The sequence below is a fragment of the Mesorhizobium australicum WSM2073 genome (assembly GCF_000230995.2).
GTDB lineage: Bacteria > Pseudomonadota > Alphaproteobacteria > Rhizobiales > Rhizobiaceae > Mesorhizobium > Mesorhizobium australicum.
The window spans coordinates 404,475-420,315 of the sequence record NC_019973.1 but is presented as its reverse complement, the minus strand read 5'-3'; the positions used below and the strand labels follow the sequence as shown (position 1 = coordinate 420,315).

The 15,841-nt window shown below is 62.6% G+C and carries 15 protein-coding genes; 5 read left to right on the top strand and 10 right to left on the bottom strand.

All coding sequences use genetic code 11. The annotated features are described in order from the left end of the window. Positions 1-96 precede the first annotated feature (96 nt). From ahcY to MESAU_RS01900, 6 genes are all read right to left on the bottom strand, one after another. The gene (ahcY, locus tag MESAU_RS01925; RefSeq protein WP_015314360.1) at positions 97-1,497 is read right to left on the bottom strand and encodes an adenosylhomocysteinase; all 1,401 of its coding nucleotides are present in this window, start codon (positions 1,495-1,497) and stop codon (positions 97-99) included. 192 nt (positions 1,498-1,689) lie between these two features. Further along, entirely contained in the window at positions 1,690-1,986 is a 297-nt protein-coding gene (locus MESAU_RS01920) for an HPr family phosphocarrier protein (RefSeq protein ID WP_015314359.1), read from the bottom strand. Beyond that, a complete protein-coding gene (locus MESAU_RS01915; protein ID WP_010912939.1) occupies positions 1,983-2,384 on the bottom strand; it encodes a PTS sugar transporter subunit IIA in 402 nt (133 codons plus the stop codon). The genes MESAU_RS01920 and MESAU_RS01915 overlap by 4 nt, the downstream gene beginning before the upstream one ends. A 164-nt stretch (positions 2,385-2,548) precedes the next feature. Continuing rightward, on the bottom strand, positions 2,549-2,995 hold the full coding sequence (locus MESAU_RS01910; protein ID WP_015314358.1) for an HPr kinase/phosphorylase: 447 nt from the start codon (positions 2,993-2,995) through the stop codon (positions 2,549-2,551). A gap of 24 nt (positions 2,996-3,019) precedes the next feature. Beyond that, positions 3,020-4,804 (bottom strand): sensor histidine kinase, encoded by a 1,785-nt coding sequence (locus MESAU_RS01905; protein WP_015314357.1) that lies wholly within the window; start codon positions 4,802-4,804, stop codon positions 3,020-3,022. 83 nt (positions 4,805-4,887) lie between these two features. Next, positions 4,888-5,589: a response regulator transcription factor gene (locus MESAU_RS01900; RefSeq protein WP_010912942.1), complete on the bottom strand. Its 702-nt coding sequence runs from the start codon at positions 5,587-5,589 to the stop codon at positions 4,888-4,890. A 344-nt stretch (positions 5,590-5,933) separates the two neighbouring features. On the opposite strand from MESAU_RS01900, the gene MESAU_RS01895 reads away from it, so the two are divergent. Further along, complete coding sequence (locus MESAU_RS01895) at positions 5,934-7,544, top strand: phosphoenolpyruvate carboxykinase (protein ID WP_015314356.1); 1,611 nt, start codon at positions 5,934-5,936, stop codon at positions 7,542-7,544. 23 nt (positions 7,545-7,567) lie between these two features. On the opposite strand, the gene MESAU_RS01890 is transcribed toward MESAU_RS01895, so the two are convergent. Continuing rightward, positions 7,568-8,395, bottom strand: coding sequence for an oxidoreductase (locus tag MESAU_RS01890; protein WP_015314355.1), 828 nt, complete (start codon positions 8,393-8,395; stop codon positions 7,568-7,570). 81 nt (positions 8,396-8,476) lie between these two features. Here MESAU_RS01890 and MESAU_RS01885 point away from each other — a divergent pair, with 81 nt between their 5' ends. From MESAU_RS01885 to lysM, 3 genes are all read left to right on the top strand, one after another. Next, complete coding sequence (locus MESAU_RS01885; RefSeq protein WP_015314354.1) at positions 8,477-9,403, top strand: AraC family transcriptional regulator; 927 nt, start codon at positions 8,477-8,479, stop codon at positions 9,401-9,403. 80 nt (positions 9,404-9,483) lie between these two features. Next, complete coding sequence (gene arfB / locus MESAU_RS01880) at positions 9,484-9,921, top strand: alternative ribosome rescue aminoacyl-tRNA hydrolase ArfB (protein WP_015314353.1); 438 nt, start codon at positions 9,484-9,486, stop codon at positions 9,919-9,921. A gap of 91 nt (positions 9,922-10,012) precedes the next feature. Continuing rightward, positions 10,013-10,483 carry a peptidoglycan-binding protein LysM gene (gene lysM / locus MESAU_RS01875; RefSeq protein WP_015314352.1) on the top strand — a complete coding sequence of 157 codons (471 nt, stop codon included), beginning with the start codon at positions 10,013-10,015 and terminating at the stop codon, positions 10,481-10,483. Between the two features lie 71 nt (positions 10,484-10,554). Here the strand turns inward: lysM and MESAU_RS01870 are convergent, their stop codons facing one another. Further along, the gene (locus MESAU_RS01870) at positions 10,555-12,753 is read right to left on the bottom strand and encodes a TonB-dependent siderophore receptor (RefSeq protein ID WP_015314351.1); all 2,199 of its coding nucleotides are present in this window, start codon (positions 12,751-12,753) and stop codon (positions 10,555-10,557) included. A 237-nt stretch (positions 12,754-12,990) separates the two neighbouring features. Here MESAU_RS01870 and MESAU_RS01865 point away from each other — a divergent pair, with 237 nt between their 5' ends. After that, on the top strand, positions 12,991-13,620 hold the full coding sequence (locus tag MESAU_RS01865; protein WP_015314350.1) for an alpha-ketoglutarate-dependent dioxygenase AlkB family protein: 630 nt from the start codon (positions 12,991-12,993) through the stop codon (positions 13,618-13,620). A 59-nt stretch (positions 13,621-13,679) separates the two neighbouring features. Here the strand turns inward: MESAU_RS01865 and MESAU_RS01860 are convergent, their stop codons facing one another. Further along, the gene (locus MESAU_RS01860; protein ID WP_015314349.1) at positions 13,680-15,164 is read right to left on the bottom strand and encodes a nucleotidyltransferase family protein; all 1,485 of its coding nucleotides are present in this window, start codon (positions 15,162-15,164) and stop codon (positions 13,680-13,682) included. Then, complete coding sequence (locus tag MESAU_RS01855; protein WP_015314348.1) at positions 15,164-15,841, bottom strand: glycosyltransferase family 2 protein; 678 nt, start codon at positions 15,839-15,841, stop codon at positions 15,164-15,166. The genes MESAU_RS01860 and MESAU_RS01855 overlap by 1 nt, the downstream gene beginning before the upstream one ends.

Sequence of the window (15,841 nt, the reverse complement as noted above, 5' to 3'; positions counted from 1 at the left end):
GCTGGAATCGGCGTGAAGAATCATTCGGCGCAAAAATAATGCCGGGCGAAAAGTCAATCGCCCGGCATCAATATCTTGTAGCAAATTCGGCTTTGGTTAATAGCGGTAGTGTTCCGGCTTGAATGGCCCCTGCGGCGTGACGCCGATATAGGCGGCCTGCTCGCCCGACAGCTCGGTCAGGCGGGCGCCTAGCTTGTCGAGATGCAGGCGTGCGACCTTCTCGTCGAGATGCTTGGGCAGCACATAGACCTGGTTCTGGTACTGCTCGCCCTTGGTGAACAACTCGATCTGCGCCAGCACCTGGTTGGTGAAGGAGGCCGACATGACGAAGCTCGGGTGGCCGGTGGCGTTGCCGAGATTGAGCAGGCGACCTTCCGACAGGAGGATCATGCGCTTGCCGTCCGGGAAGGTGATCATGTCGACCTGCGGCTTGACATTGGTCCACTTCAGATTGCGCAGCGACGCAACCTGGATCTCGTTGTCGAAATGGCCGATGTTGCCGACGATCACCATGTCCTTCATCGAGCGCATGTGGTCGAGGGTAACCACATCCTTGTTGCCGGTGGTGGTGATGACGATGTCGGCGGTCGGTGCCGCATCTTCCAGCGTGACCACTTCAAAGCCGTCCATCGCCGCCTGCAGCGCGCAGATCGGATCGACCTCGGTGACCTTGACGCGGGCGCCCGCGCCCTTGAGCGAGGCCGACGAGCCCTTGCCGACGTCGCCATAACCGCAGACGACCGCGACCTTGCCGGCCATCATCGTGTCGGTGCCGCGGCGGATACCGTCGACCAGCGATTCCTTGCAGCCGTATTTGTTGTCGAATTTCGACTTGGTGACCGAATCGTTGACGTTGATGGCCGGGAAGGGCAGCAGGCCCTTCTTCTGCAACTGGTAGAGCCGGTTGACGCCGGTCGTCGTCTCTTCGGTGACGCCGCGGATCGCTTCCTTCTGCTTGGTGAAGAAGCCCGGCGAAGCCTTCAGCCGCTTCTTCACCTGGGCGTAGAAATATTCCTCTTCCTCGCTCTGCGGATTGGACAGCACGTCCTCGCCGGCTTCGGCACGGGCGCCGATCAAGATGTACATGGTGGCGTCGCCGCCATCATCGAGGATCATGTTGGAGAGGCCGCCATCGGCCCACTGGAAGATCCTGTCGGTGTAATCCCAGTACTGTTCGAGGCTCTCGCCCTTGACGGCGAAGACCGGAATGCCAGTCTCGGCGATGGCCGCGGCGGCGTGGTCCTGGGTCGAGAAGATGTTGCAGGAAGCCCAGCGGATGTCGGCGCCGAGCGCCTTCAGCGTCTCGATCAGTACCGCCGTCTGGATCGTCATGTGCAGCGAGCCGGTGATGCGCGCGCCCTTGAGCGGCTTCTTGGCGCCGAATTCCTCGCGGCAGGCCATCAGGCCCGGCATTTCGGTTTCGGCGATATCGAGTTCCTTGCGGCCCCAGCCGGCAAGAGAGATGTCGGCGACCACATAGTCCTTGCTACCCGTCATGGCAGTGCTCCGATGCGAATTGTCTTGCTGTGAATTGATCGTTTGGCTTGCGAATTGGTTGCGGATGCGCCCGCGCCGGTCGGCGCGTCGAAGGGCGCGAATTGCCGGCCTGACTAGCAGATCGGGCTTCGCACGACAATGGGATATAAAGAAATCTTTATTCGTGCATGTCTCGGATGGCTGACTTCCGGGTCAGCACTCCTCGCCGAAACGGGAGGCGACGAGCTGCTCCAGCGCGTCCATGACCTCGAGCGCCTCCGGGCCGCTGGCGGTGACGCGGATCGAGTATCCAGGGCTGGCCGCCAGCATCATCAGGCCCATGATCGAGGTGCCGCCGACCTTGACGCCGTCCTTCTCGACATGGACCGAAGCGTTGAAACCGCTGGCAAGCTGGACGAATTTCGCCGAGGCGCGCGCATGCAGGCCGCGCTGGTTGACGATCGGAAACTCCCTGACGATCTGGTCCTTGTCAGGCGACAGCGTACTCATTTGCTGCTCAAAAGCTGGCTGGCGACGTTGATATATTTGCGCCCCGCGGCTTGCGCTTCATCGAGCGCGGCCGCCATGTTGTCGCCCTTGCGGATCGACGACAGCTTGATCAGCATCGGCAGGTTCATGCCGGCGATCACCTCGGTGCGGCCGGACTCCATTACCGAGATGGCAAGGTTGGACGGCGTGCCGCCGAACATGTCCGTCAACACGATTACACCCGCCCCCGTATCGACACGGGCGACGGCGTCGACGATGTCGCGGCGACGCTGTTCCATATCGTCGTCGGCACCGATCGCCACGGTTTCGAAATTGTCTTGTGGCCCGACGACATGTTCGACGGCATGTCTGAACTCGGTGGCCAGTTGACCGTGCGTTACAAGCACGAGTCCGATCATTCTTTGGTGGCTCCCGTCATCGCCGCTTCACAGGCGCATTTTATGCTCGCCAGCCAATCCAGGCGGCGGGAGCGCTATCTTGTCGACGCGCGGCCCGTTGACAAGCCCAAAATTGCGCCGGCCCACGCCATTTTGACGCATTGCAGCAAAAAACCCAGCGCGGATCATAGAAAAGGCGGGATCGACAGCCGCGCCATCACTGCGAGCAAGGCGGCCGCGACATTGCGCTCGGCCAGATCGATGCGCGCCACCGCACAGCCGGCGATGTCGTCGCTTGCATCCTCCTGGAAGCGTGCGATTTCGCCGGCCGGCAACAGGCGCACGTGCAGATCGACGACGCAGGCCGGTTCGAACGGCAGGGACCGTGGCCCATGTCCCGGCACCTCGGCAAGGCCTTCGATGGTGCCGGGCGCACGGCACACCAGCCGCCCGGCATGGGCTTCGACGAAGAGCTGATCGTCGCCGACCAGCCGTGAGAACAATCCGCGTTGCAGGCAATGGCTGATCAGCGTCAGCGCCAGCGTTGTCTTGCCCGACCCGGATGAGCCGCTGATGAGAATGCCGCTCTCGCCGATCAGCAGCGCCGTGGCGTGTATGTTGTCAGACCGCACGTCGCGATCCCTGGCGATTGGCGGTCATCCCTCGGCCGGGAGCGTCACGACGAAGCGTGCGCCCTTGATCTCGCCGGGCTTGGTGCCTGGTATGTTTTCGGCGGTCAACGTACCGCCATGGGCCTCGACGATCTGCCTGGAGATGGACAGGCCAAGGCCGGAATTCTGGCCGAACGCCTCGCCGGCGGGCCGGTCGGTGTAAAAACGTTCGAAGATGCGGTCGATGGCGTCGGCGCGGATGCCGGGACCGTTGTCGTCGACGGTCAGGATGTTGAACTTGCCGGCGCGCGCCAGCGACAGGCTGATATGGCCATGGTCCTCGGGGACGAAGGAACGGGCGTTCTCGATCAGATTGGTGATGACCTGGCCGATGCGCAGATCGTGACCGACGACGACATAGCCCTTGGCGCCCTGCGGCAGCTTGGCGACTTTGAGCTCGATCTCGACCGCCTTCTTGTTACGCGTGGTTTCACGCGAAACAGCGACGAGGTCGGTGACGAATTTCTTCAGGTCGACGGTGCCGGCATCTTCGCGCGCCAATTCCGCATCGAGGCGCGAGGCGTCGGAAATGTCGGTGATGAGGCGGTCCAGCCGTTTCACGTCATGCTGGATGATCTCCATCAGGCGCGCACGGGAGGTGTCATTCTTCGCCAGCGGCAATGTTTCGACAGCACTGCGCAACGACGTCAGCGGGTTCTTCAACTCATGCGAGACATCGGCCGCGAAGCTTTCGATCGCCTCGATGCGCGCATAGAGTGCGTTGGTCATGTCGCGCACGGCAATCGACAGATTGCCGATCTCGTCCTGGCGGTCGGAAAAGTCTGGGATTTCCTCGCGGCTCTTGACGCCGCGACGCACCCGTACGGCCGCCGCCGACAGCCGGCGCAGCGGGTTGGCGATGGTGGACGCCAAAAGCATCGACAGGATGGCTGTGACGAGCGCCGCGATGCCGAAGACGCGCAGGATCGCCTTGCGTTCGGCGGCGACGATCTTGTCGATATCACCGCCTTCGGTCGACAGCATCAGCACGCCGAGCACGGCGCGAAAACGCTGGATCGGCACCGCCACCGAGACGATCTGCTCGCCCTGTTCCGAGACGCGCACGATGGTCGACGGACTGCCCGTCAATGCCTTGACCACTTCCGGGAAGGCGGCGCCGTTGCCGCCGGGCTGTTCGTGATAGACCGGCAGGTCGGTGTTGCGGAAGAAGTCGAAGATGAATTTCTGGACGCGCTCGACAAGGTCGGGCTCCTCCTCCTCGACCGGCGGCAGGTCGTAGCGCAGGATCTGACCGCGCGAATAGAGATGGCGCGAATCGAGCAGCAAATTGGCGTCGCGGTCATAGATGCGGGCTCGGGTGCGGGTCGGCGAGATCAGCCGCCGCAGGACCGGCGCCACGCGCTCGGGATTGATCGGAAAATCCAGATTGTCGAGTTGGTCCGAGCCAGGCCCCAGGCTTTCGCCGGCCTGCAGCTCAAGCAGTTTTTCCGGGTCGATGCTGATCGAATCCGTCTCGACCGTCGCCGACGCCGCAATCGCGCCGGCGATGATTTCGCCCTGCGTCATCAGGCTTTCGACGCGCGCGTCGATCAGCCCGTCGCGGAAGGTGTTGAGATAGAGGATGCCGGTGACGAGCACCGCCAGCCCGGCGAGATTGAGGAAAAGAATACGCCGCGTCAGGCTGGAAAAGATATGGTGGCCGAGGAAGCGGCGCATCGGCACCGTGATTTTCGACACGAAGGAAGGCATGATGCGCGACGGCCGCCTGGCGGCGCCCGCCGGTCTTGTTCGCTGTGCTTCCACTGCCATCGAACAGCAGCTCCCGCTAGTCCCAGGTTTGATGTATGTCGCAGCCCCACACTGGGGACCGCTTTTGCTCGACATACATCAAATTACGCTTCGCGGAACCGATATCCGACTCCGTAAAGGGTTTCGATCATCTCGAAGTCGTCGTCGACAGCCTTGAACTTCTTGCGCAGCCGCTTGATGTGGCTGTCGATCGTGCGGTCATCGACATAGACCTGCTCATCATAGGCCGAATCCATCAGCGCATCACGGCTTTTTACCACGCCGGGACGCTGCGCCAGCGAATGCAGGATCAGGAACTCCGTGACGGTAAGCGTCACCGGCTCACCCTTCCAGGTGCAGGTATGGCGTTCCTGGTCCATGACGAGCTGGCCACGTTCGAGCGAGCGGGCCTGCTGACTCGGCGCTTTTGCCGCGGCCTCGCGGGCACTGGCACGGCGCAGCACGGCGCGCACCCGCTCCACCAGCAGGCGCTGCGAGAACGGTTTGCGGATAAAGTCGTCGGCGCCCATCTTGAGACCGAACAATTCATCGATCTCGTCGTCCTTGGAGGTCAGGAAGATCACCGGCAGGTCGGATTTCTGGCGCATCCGGCGCAGCAGCTCCATGCCGTCCATGCGCGGCATCTTGATGTCGAGGATGGCGAGATTAGGCGGCCTGGCCGCCAGGCCTTCCAGCGCGGACGCACCATCCGTGTAGGTCTCGACACGATATCCCTCGGATTCGAGGGCGATCGACACCGACGTCAGAATGTTGCGGTCGTCATCGACAAGCGCGATTGTTGCCATTTCAAGCGGCTCCCTCATGAGCTGTCCCTTCTGTCGTAGAGAAGGGGCTTTTGCAGGACAAATTAGGTACAAAATGTGGCATAGGCCTTAACCGCTGTCACGCGCGGGGTGCCGCCGGCCACAATCCGACCTCGACATGGATTGGACGAACGAACCTCGCCAATCCTTTGGGCAACCGTGAAACTTTTCGCATATATAAACGATTTAAACAACTTTCAAAATATTTAAATCGATTAATGATTTGATATCATTTGGCTTTTCTGGTTCTGACCATCCGAGCCTGCTTAGTGGGTGTGCCGGAAATACGCCGGCAAAGATGCGGCAAATCTTGAGAAGGGTCACCAATGTCGGAAGTCGGCAAACGCAATCCTGCCTGCGCGATCGATCGTGTCGGTCTGAAAACCTCTGGCACGGTGCGCTACAATTTCGGCGCGGCCGCGCTCTACGAGGAAGCGATCCGGCGCGGTGAAGCCCGGCTGACCGCGCATGGCGCGCTGCTCGCCGAGACCGGCCAGCACACCGGTCGCTCGCCCAAGGACAAGTTCATCGTTCGCGACGCCGCCACCGAGCCGCAAGTCTGGTGGGACAACAACAAGGCGATCTCGCCGGCACAGTTCGACGCCTTGCTCGCCGATTTCCAGGCCCATGCCGGGGACAAGGACCTTTATGTGCAGGATCTGGTCGGCGGTGCCGACGCGGAGCTAAAGCTGCCCACCAGGGTAATCACCGAACTTGCCTGGCACTCGTTGTTCATCCGTAACCTGCTCATCCGTCCCGAGGCGGCCGAACTCGAACACTTCGTGCCCGGGATGACGATCATCGACCTGCCGTCCTTCCGCGCCGATCCCGGCCGCCACGGCAGCCGCACCGAAACGGTGATCGCCGTCGACCTGACGCGCAAGATCGTGCTGATCGGTGGCACCTCCTATGCCGGCGAGATGAAGAAGTCGGTGTTCACCATGCTCAACTACCTCCTGCCGGAGAAAGGCGTGATGCCTATGCACTGCTCGGCCAATGAGGGACCGGCCGGCGATGCCGCTATTTTCTTCGGCCTGTCGGGAACCGGCAAGACCACGCTGTCGGCCGATCCGTCGCGCACCTTGATCGGCGATGACGAGCACGGCTGGGGTCCGCACGGCATCTTCAATTTCGAAGGCGGCTGCTACGCCAAGACGATCAAGCTGTCGGCGGAAGCCGAGCCGGAGATCTTCGCCACCACGCAGCGCTTCGGCACCGTGCTGGAAAACGTCGTACTCGACGCCGATGGCATGCCGGATTTCAATGACGGCAGGCTCACCGAAAACACACGCTGCGCTTATCCGCTCGACTTCATCCCCAATGCCTCGAAGACCGGGCGCGCCAGTCACCCGAAGAACATCATCATGCTGACCGCCGACGCTTTCGGCGTGATGCCGCCGATCGCCCGGCTGACGCCGGCGCAGGCGATGTATCATTTCCTTTCCGGCTACACGGCCAAGGTGGCCGGAACGGAAAGGGGCGTGACCGAGCCGGAAGCGACTTTCTCGACCTGTTTCGGCGCGCCGTTCATGCCGCGCCATCCGTCGGAATACGGCAATCTTCTGCGCGAGCTCATCGCTCGCCACGGCGCCGATTGCTGGCTGGTCAACACCGGCTGGACCGGCGGTGCCCATGGCACCGGCAAGCGCATGCCGATCAAGGCGACGCGCGCCTTGCTCGCCGCTGCCCTCGACGGCTCGCTGAAGGCAGGCGCTTTCCGCACCGACGCCAATTTCGGCTTCGAGGTGCCGCTGGCGGCGCCTGGTGTCGACAGCGCCATCCTCGATCCGCGATCGACCTGGGCCGACAAATCGGCCTATGACCGGCAAGCGGCAAGGCTGGTCGGCATGTTCGCCGTCAATTTCGAGAAGTTCGAAAGCCATGTCGACGCCTCCGTCCTCGGCGCGGCGCCGCACATGCAGGAAGCGGCGGAATAGGCGCAGGCAGGACGTCGGTGCCGTCAGCCGTCGGTCGAGACAGTGACAGACTTCCACACCTCGATTTCCTGCCGGAGACGTTCGATTCTGTCCGACACGAGCTTGAGAGCATCGCTGCCAAGCAGAAGCTGCGGCGGCGGATCACTGGCGTCGACCAAGCCTAAAACGGCGGCTGCCAGTTTATCGGGATCACCGAGCTGCTTGCCGCTCTTTACCTGTCGCGCCTCACGTATCGGATCAAAAAGCGCGTCGTAGTCAGTGATTGATCTCTCTGTGCGGACCATTGATCGTCCAGCCCAATCCGTCCGGAACGAGCCGGGGCAGACCGCGGTCACGCGGACACCGAACGGGGCCATTTCCGAACGCATCACCTCCGATATGCCCTGGAGCGCAAACTTGCTGCCGCAATAGTAAGCAATGCCGGGCATGGTAATCATGCCGCCCATCGACGTGACATTGACGATGAATCCACGACGTCGCTCCCGGAACCGGGGAAGAAAAGCCTTAGCGACGGCGACAGCGCCGAAGACATTCACGTCGAACTGACGCCGCATCTCTTCGATCGGCGACTCTTCAAGCACTCCCTCATGCCCATAGCCGGCATTGTTGATCAGCACGTCAACCGGTCCATGTTCGTTCTCCGCCTGCCTGACGACGTCGGGTATGGCGTCGAATTCCGTTACGTCGCACAGTACCGGTCGAACTGCGGTAAGAACGTCGGCGAGCGCTGCGCGTGATGTCTCCGAGCGAACGGCGCCAATCACCTTATGGCCGATCTGGATAGCCGCGGAAGCTATGGCCAAGCCGAAGCCGGAATTCGCGCCGGTGATAAAGAAGGTCTTCTGTGACATGATCCGCAAGCTTTCCTTGATTGGTGATGAGTTGACAAATATTATGAGGAACCGAGCGTTTCGATCGCGGATTCTCTGAATTTGTTGCCAAATCCTATTCCTCCCAAACACGGACGATCCAAGCTGGTCGAGTTGGCCGGAGCTCTCGCCCCTCGTCGCGGCTACAATCCGACCGCGTTCAGCCGCGTCCGCATACTCCGGACGGAAGCCGTGCTTCACGACATACCGGTCCTCTATAAGCCAGGCGCGGTGTTCGTATTACAGGGAAGCAAGCAAGGTATCCTCGAAAGGGAAATCTACCTCTACGACGAGGAACACTATCTGGCGGTTTCGGTGCCCGTTCCATTCCGCATGAAATCGATGGCCAGTTCGGAGCGACCATTGCTTGCGGTCTATGTTGAGTTCGATATGCAGATGGCAGCCGAGCTCGCCATGCAAGCGCAGATGCATGCCGAACCGGCGAGCGGCAAGTCGCGAGGTCTCGTGTCAAGCAGGATGGCCCCCGAAATAGAGGATGTCCTGCTGCGCCTCCTTGTAGCACTTCGCAGCCCCGTTGAAGCTCTCGTCCTTGGTGACGGCATTCTGCGCGAACTGCATTACCGGGTGCTGGTCGGCCCGCAGGGCGGTGCAATGCTCGCGGCGCTGCAGCAGAAAGGCACGTCTGGAAGGATTGTCCAGAGCCTGGCCTGGTTGCGAGAGAACTACGGTTCTGAAATTTCGATCGGCGATCTGGCAAAAGACGTGGGCATGAGCGTTCCTTCCTACCATGTCCATTTCAAGAGCCTGACCGGCAACAGTCCAATGCAGTACGTGAAGGCGATACGGCTCCACGAAGCACGATTGATGATAGCACGCCAGAACAGGACGATCGCAGAGGTCGCGGCTTTGGTAGGCTATGCGAGCCCGTCCCAATTCAGCCGCGACTTCAAACGGCATTTCGGGCGCACGGCGTCGGAAGAGACGAAATGGCTTCGTCGCCATCTTGGCGAACTCGCCTGGGCGTCGTGATCAGGATCGTATATGCCAGTTAGGGGCTGCGCTTTCGATCGGGCCTTTTCTTTTTCGGTCCGCCGCGCCATGACTGCGGCATGCCGATCGACGACGACATCATCATATCGGGCGAAGCCGTGATTCACCCGGGCGACCTGCACGAGGATTTCATCCGCTCGTCCGGTCCCGGCGGCCAGAACGTCAACAAGGTGGCGACGGCGGTGCAGCTTCGCTTCGACGCGCGGAACGCCGAGGGCCTGTCGGACCGCGTACGCGAGCGGACCATAAAACTTGCCGGCCAGCGCGCCACCAAGGATGGTGTCATCGTCATCGAGGCCGGACGCTTTCGCACACAGGAGCAAAACCGCGCCGACGCACGGACCAGGCTGGCGGCACTGGTCGCCAAGGCCGCAGAACCGCCGCCGCCGCCGCGCAAGAAGACACGGCCGTCGAAAGGCGCGGTCGAGCGTCGGCTGAAGAGCAAGGCGGGGCGCGGTACGATCAAGAAGCTGCGCGGTCGCGTGGAGAACGATTGAGCAACACGCAAATCGTGCCCGCAAAACCACTTTCAATTTTGCGTTGCGGATGCGAGGTTTCCCTTGTTGCCACAGCAAGGGAGACCTAGAGATGGGTATGTTCGATTTCGTCAAGAACGTCGGCAAGAAGCTCGGCATCGGCGGCGACGAGGAAGCCGCACCCACCGCCGACACGCTCAAGAAAGAGCTCGATTCACACAAGCTCGGTACCGATGGCGTGCAGGTCGTTGTCCAGGGCGATACGGCGGTGCTGAAGGGCGTCGTCAAGGACCAGTCGATCTTCGAAAAGGCGGTCATCGCCGTCGGCAACACGCTGGGCGTTTCCAAGGTGCAGGCTGACGAGTTACAGGTCGCGCCGGCTTCCGGCACGGCGGCCGCAGCCAAGGAGCCGACCTTCTATACGGTCCAGAAGGGCGACAATCTCTGGAAGATCGCCGAAAAGAGCTATGGTAAGGGCCAGGGCGCCAAGAACACGGTCATCTTCGAGGCAAACAAGCCGATGCTGACCCATCCCGACAAGATCTATCCGGGCCAGGTTCTGCGTATTCCAGAGCTTGGCTAATCGCCGGGCATGGTTGTGTCAAAACGCTGAAATCAGTGCGCCGCGCGTCCGAAAGGCGCGCGGCGTTGCCTTTACCAGCGGCGCTTCAGCGAAGCCGTGATGTTGCGGCCCTGGCCCATGTAGCAATAACCGGAATTGCACACCGTCGCGCGGTCATCGGCAATGTTGCGGACGGCGAAAGCGGCCGAGACACCTTCATACCTCTTGTCGATGGCGCCGAAATCGTAGGACGCCGAGGCATCGAGATAGACGGCGGCATCGTTCTTGGCGGTGTTTGACGTGTCGGTATAGGTCGCGCTCTGCAGCCGCACGCCGGCTCCCACCGAAAGGCCGGGTGCCGCACTGCCCTCGTCGAATTTGTAGTTCGCCCAGAGGCTCGCGACATGTTCGGGGGTGACGGCGGGGACCTTGTCCAACTCCGTCGAGTCAGGGCCTGCGCCCGTGATCTCGGCATGGTTGTAGTTATAGGCCGCGATCACGTCGAGCCCGTCCATGACGGCCGCGCGGGCTTCCAGTTCAAAACCATTGCTGGTGACCTCGCCCAGTGAACGATAGGTGCCCGCATTGGGATCGACGACTACCGGCTTGTTCTTCTCGACCAGATGGTAGGCGACCGCGGACAGCAGGATATCCGTTCCCGGTGGCTGGTACTTGACCCCCACTTCGAACTGTTCGCCCTTCGTAGGCTGAAGAATGCCGCCGCCATCGGCCGAGCGGTTCGAGATCGGTTCGAATGACGTCGCGTAGCTGGCGAAGGGCGCGACGCCGCTATCGAACAGATAGAGGGCGCCGGCCTGCATGCTGAAGGCGTTCTTGTCCACCGCTTCGGAACCGCCCCCAAAATAGTCGCGCGTCTGCTCGACCCAGGTCTGGCGGCCACCGAGCGTGAAACGCCATTTGTCCAGTTCGACCTGATCCAGCGCATAGACGCCGGTCTGGCTCAGATCCGCGTCGGACGCAGAGAACGTGGTGTCCGGGGTCGGGCCGGAGAAACCGTAGGTCGGGTTGGCAATGTCGAAATCGTAGGCCGGATCGGGCGGATCGAACCCATAGCCGAAGGACGAGGTCAGGTTCGTGTAGTCGAGGCCGAGAAGCAGCGTGTGGGCGAGCGCCCCGGTGTCGAACCTGGCCTCGACCTGGTTGTCGGCCTGGAAAACGTTCATTTCGTCGCGAATTGAGGTCGCATAACGATGCGCGACCGTACCTGTCCAACCGGAAACCGCGAGATAGCGCGACCTCAGGTCGAGATGGGAGTATCGTACATTCTGGCGCACCGTGATGCCGCCGCCGAAGTCGTGCTCGAACTTGTAGCCGACCTGCTGCTGCCGGATCTTCTGATGGTCATAGTCGGGGTCGCTCTCGCGCAGGGTGTGGACCTTTCCCGACGGATCGGTGATCACGCCGACATTGGAATCGGTCTCGTCCGCCTGCACCAGCCCATAGATGGTGAAGGACGTCGCGGCGTCCGGATTCCAGGTGAACGACGGCTGCAGCAAATAGCGGTCGTCGGCGATGTCGAAATTGGTGTCGCCGTTTCGCGCCAGGCCGACGATCCTGTAGAGGAAATCGTCACTGCCCTTGGTGACCGGACCGCCGAAATCGAAGGCGGCCTGCGCCCTGTCCTTCGTGCCATAAAGCAGTTCGACTTCCCTGATCCTGTCCTCGGTCGGCAGCTTGGGCACCTTGTTGACGATGCCTGCCGGCGTTCCCGCGCCGTAAAGCACCGATACCGGTCCCTTGATCACCTCGACGCGTTCGAGCGAGTAGGGGTCGGTGCGGAACGTGCCGTAGTTGATATAGGGCTGGCGCAGGCCGTCCTTGTAGTCGCCGAGCGTGGTTGCGTCGTAGCCCCTGATATAGATCTGGTCGAATCGCGGGTCGAATCCGTAAGCGCCGGTGCTGACGCCTGAGGAATAACGCACCGCCTCGATAATGTCCTGCGCGCCGCGCTCATCGAGTTCCTTGCGTGTCACCACCGAGACCGAGCGGGGCGTTTCGATGAGCGGCGTGTCCGTCTTGGTCGCACCGGAGCTGCGCTTGGCGGCCACCGTCTTGTCGTCCTCGGGGGACGTGTCGCCGCCGGCCTCGCCGCTGACCGTAATGGGCTCGAGCACGGTGGCGCCGCCCGATGCCTGGGTGCCTGCCTGCTGGGCGGAGGCTTGGTAGGCACCAGCCAGCGTCGCCAGGCATGTCGTGGCAAGCAGCCCTCGCCGCGACCAGATGCAGCCCCGTTCGATCGCGTTGAAGCCTTGAAGAAATGTCACTTCCATATCCCTCGCTCTCGTTGGCTGCCCGCGGCTTCTCTGGACGCGGAAGCTGAAAATTCTTGCGTCAACCGGTCCGGTTCTAAATCTTGACTATGTTAGTCATCTTTGTTCGTCAACCGCCATTTGGCCAAGACGAATTCGCTGCGGCCATCGCTCGTAAAAACCACGACCGCTTTCGGGTCGCCGTTTTCGTCTGGCGGTGGCATGCTGAGGCTCCGAACCATTCACATGAGCCAACCCATGCTCGTTCTGCCCAAAGGCATCCGTCACATGCCGGCCCATCTGTCCCGCGCCGTCCAGGAGACGCTGGTCGAGGAGGTGAGAAGCATTGTCCAGCAGGCGCCGCTGTTCGTGCCGGCCATGCCTCGGACCGGCAAGGAGATGAGCGTGCGCATGACCAATTGCGGCCCTCTCGGCTGGGTCACCGACAAGGAACGCGGCTATCGCTACCAGCCGACGCATCCGCTGACCGGAGAGCCGTGGCCGCCTATCCCCGACAGTCTGCTCGACCTGTGGCGGCAGGTGTCGGGCTATCCCAATCCACCGCAGGCCTGCCTGATCAATTTCTACACGCCGGAAGCGAAGATGGGCCTGCATCAGGATCGCGACGAGGCCGATTTCTCAGCACCCGTCGTCTCCGTCTCGCTGGGTGACGATTGCCTGTTCAGGGTCGGCCAGACTACCCGCGATGGCGCCACCAAATCGTTCAGGCTCAAAAGCGGCGATGTCGTCGTGCTTGGCGGCGAGGGCCGTCTTGCCTTCCATGGCGTCGACCGCATCTACCCTTCGACCTCGGCGCTGCTCAAGAATGGCGGCAGGATCAATCTGACGTTGCGGCGGGTGACGAAGCCCGACGAGGGCGCCGTATAGGCGAGGGTTCGCGCCCCGCACGGCGCCGCCGACCTTTGGGCGACCAGCGATAGTTCAGTTCAGCGCAGCGGTGAAAAAATCGCCGAGACCAGATGGAAAGGCAAAGCGCCGTAGGCGGCGACCGTCGCCTGATCGTCCCATTGGCGGAACTGCCGGGACGGCCGCGCTTCCAGCGTCAGGGCATGCTGTCGGCCATCGAACGTAACCTTGCCGCGAAAGCACAGCACCCGCTCTCCACCAGACCGGCTGATGGCCATCGCACGCAGACGCGCGACGTGGTCGTCGCCCACATTGATCTCCATTTCGATGCGGCGCCGGACCGGCGGGACGCTGATCCTGATCGTGATGTCCAGCATCATCTCCCCTGCCGTCGCAGGGCACGGTATGGTCTGCGAGAAGGCCAGGGGCGACTGTCCTTCCAGCGGCTCGCGAGGTGCCTGCCTGCCGCGCCATGCTCTGCCGCGCCATGCCTTGGCGGGCGGCTCCTGCCGCAGCCGACCGCTCTTGCGTCTCAGCCGCAACTGCTTGGCGAAGCCGCGCGACAGCCAGGTCAGCCTGCCGAAGTCGGTTCGCGGCTTGGCCTGCAGCACCGCCGACCAGCGTGCAAGGCCGGTGCGGTCGGCCATCTCCAGCACGCGCGCCAGCACCTTGTCAGGCACCGTCACGCCAACATCGAGCGCAAGGTAGGAAAGCGCCACCGCCGCGGCAACGGCAAGGCCACGCCTGGCGACGACATCGAGGAACACGTCCCAGTCGACGCCGCCGGCGCGAATGGCCACCGCGCAATCGACCAGCCAATCGCTGTGGGTGTGGGCATCGAGCCCGCCATGCGCGATGGCGAGCGCGACGCGGTCCGCCGGCGACGGCACCAGCACACCGACACCGCTGAATTCGGCCGCCGCCGCGCGCCGCCAGATCGCCTGGTCATCCTCGTCGCTTTGCTGCGAACCGTCATAGGCAAGCTGGTGCAGGTCGATATCGCCATAACTGCCCTTGAAAAAATTCATCGAGCGCAGCGACGCCAGCCTTGTCCTCAGATATTGGGGACTCACCCCGGTGGCGATCTGCCAGTCGCCGTCGCGCAGCACGCCGAACGCCGCCGGCATGTCCTGCGGCCGCACCAATATGTCGATGTCGTGCGCCACCCGGCCACGCTGCGCCGAGGCGTTCAAGGCAATGCGGCTGGCACCCTTGATCAGCATCACCAGGCAGCCGGAATCCGTCATCGCCTGCAGCGTCGGTTCGGCCTCGCGCATCGCCATGCGCGACTTGGTCCACAGCATCTTTTGCAGGCCGACAAGGCGCGGATACGCGGAATGGCCGGCCAATTTCCGGCCGAACCGGTCGCAGATCGCGGCCAGCAGCCGGTGTTCCCTGAAGGAGACGAGGTCGATGTCGTTCGCGCTTAGCCACTGCAAGGCGCAACCGGCAGCCGCGCCCTCATCGGCAAGAAGGGCGGCCTTGAGCAGTTGGTCGAGCCCGCCCGTCGGCCAGGACCAGCCATAGTCCGGGAAACGTCGGCTGATGCGGCGAATGCCCGCCATCAGCCCGCGCCGGCCTTGTTCCGGGCCCGTCGCAGCATGGCGAGCCGCGCCACTTCGAGATAGCCGCGGTCGCGCGCCGCATCGCGGCCATAGGACAGGCTGCCGGGCCTGATGCGGCGCAGCGCCAGCACCTCTTCCACCATGTCGAGGGCAAGGCCCGTCTCGCGTGCCCGCGCGATCCAGTCGATCATTTCGCCGCGGCCGCCCGGCGGATCGACGATTGGTCCGACGGTCTCGGCGGCCTCGCGCCGGATCAGCATCGTGGTCCGCGACCAACCGGGTACGATCGCGTCCTCGGGTGCATCGGGCCGGTCATTGCGGAAGTTTCGCAAATGGCAAAAAACGCCCGACGTTGCGGGATGCCTTTCGAGATGCGCGAGCTGTGTTTCGGCCTTGCTCGGCAGCCACAGATCGTCGGCATCGAGTGTTGCAATGAGCGGCGTCGACAAGGCGGCGATGCCCCTTGTCGTGGCGCTCCCAGGTCCGGCATTTGCCTGGCGCAGCAATTGCAGCGGCAGGTCCGTTCCGCCGATCGCCGCCGCGAGATCGTCGCTGGATCCATCGTCGACGATCACCACCAGCTCAGGCCGCACTGTCTGCGCCGCGACCGATCGCAGCGTCTCGGCGATGGTGCCGCTGGCGTTGAAGGCCGGTATGACGACGCCATAGCTCCGCAT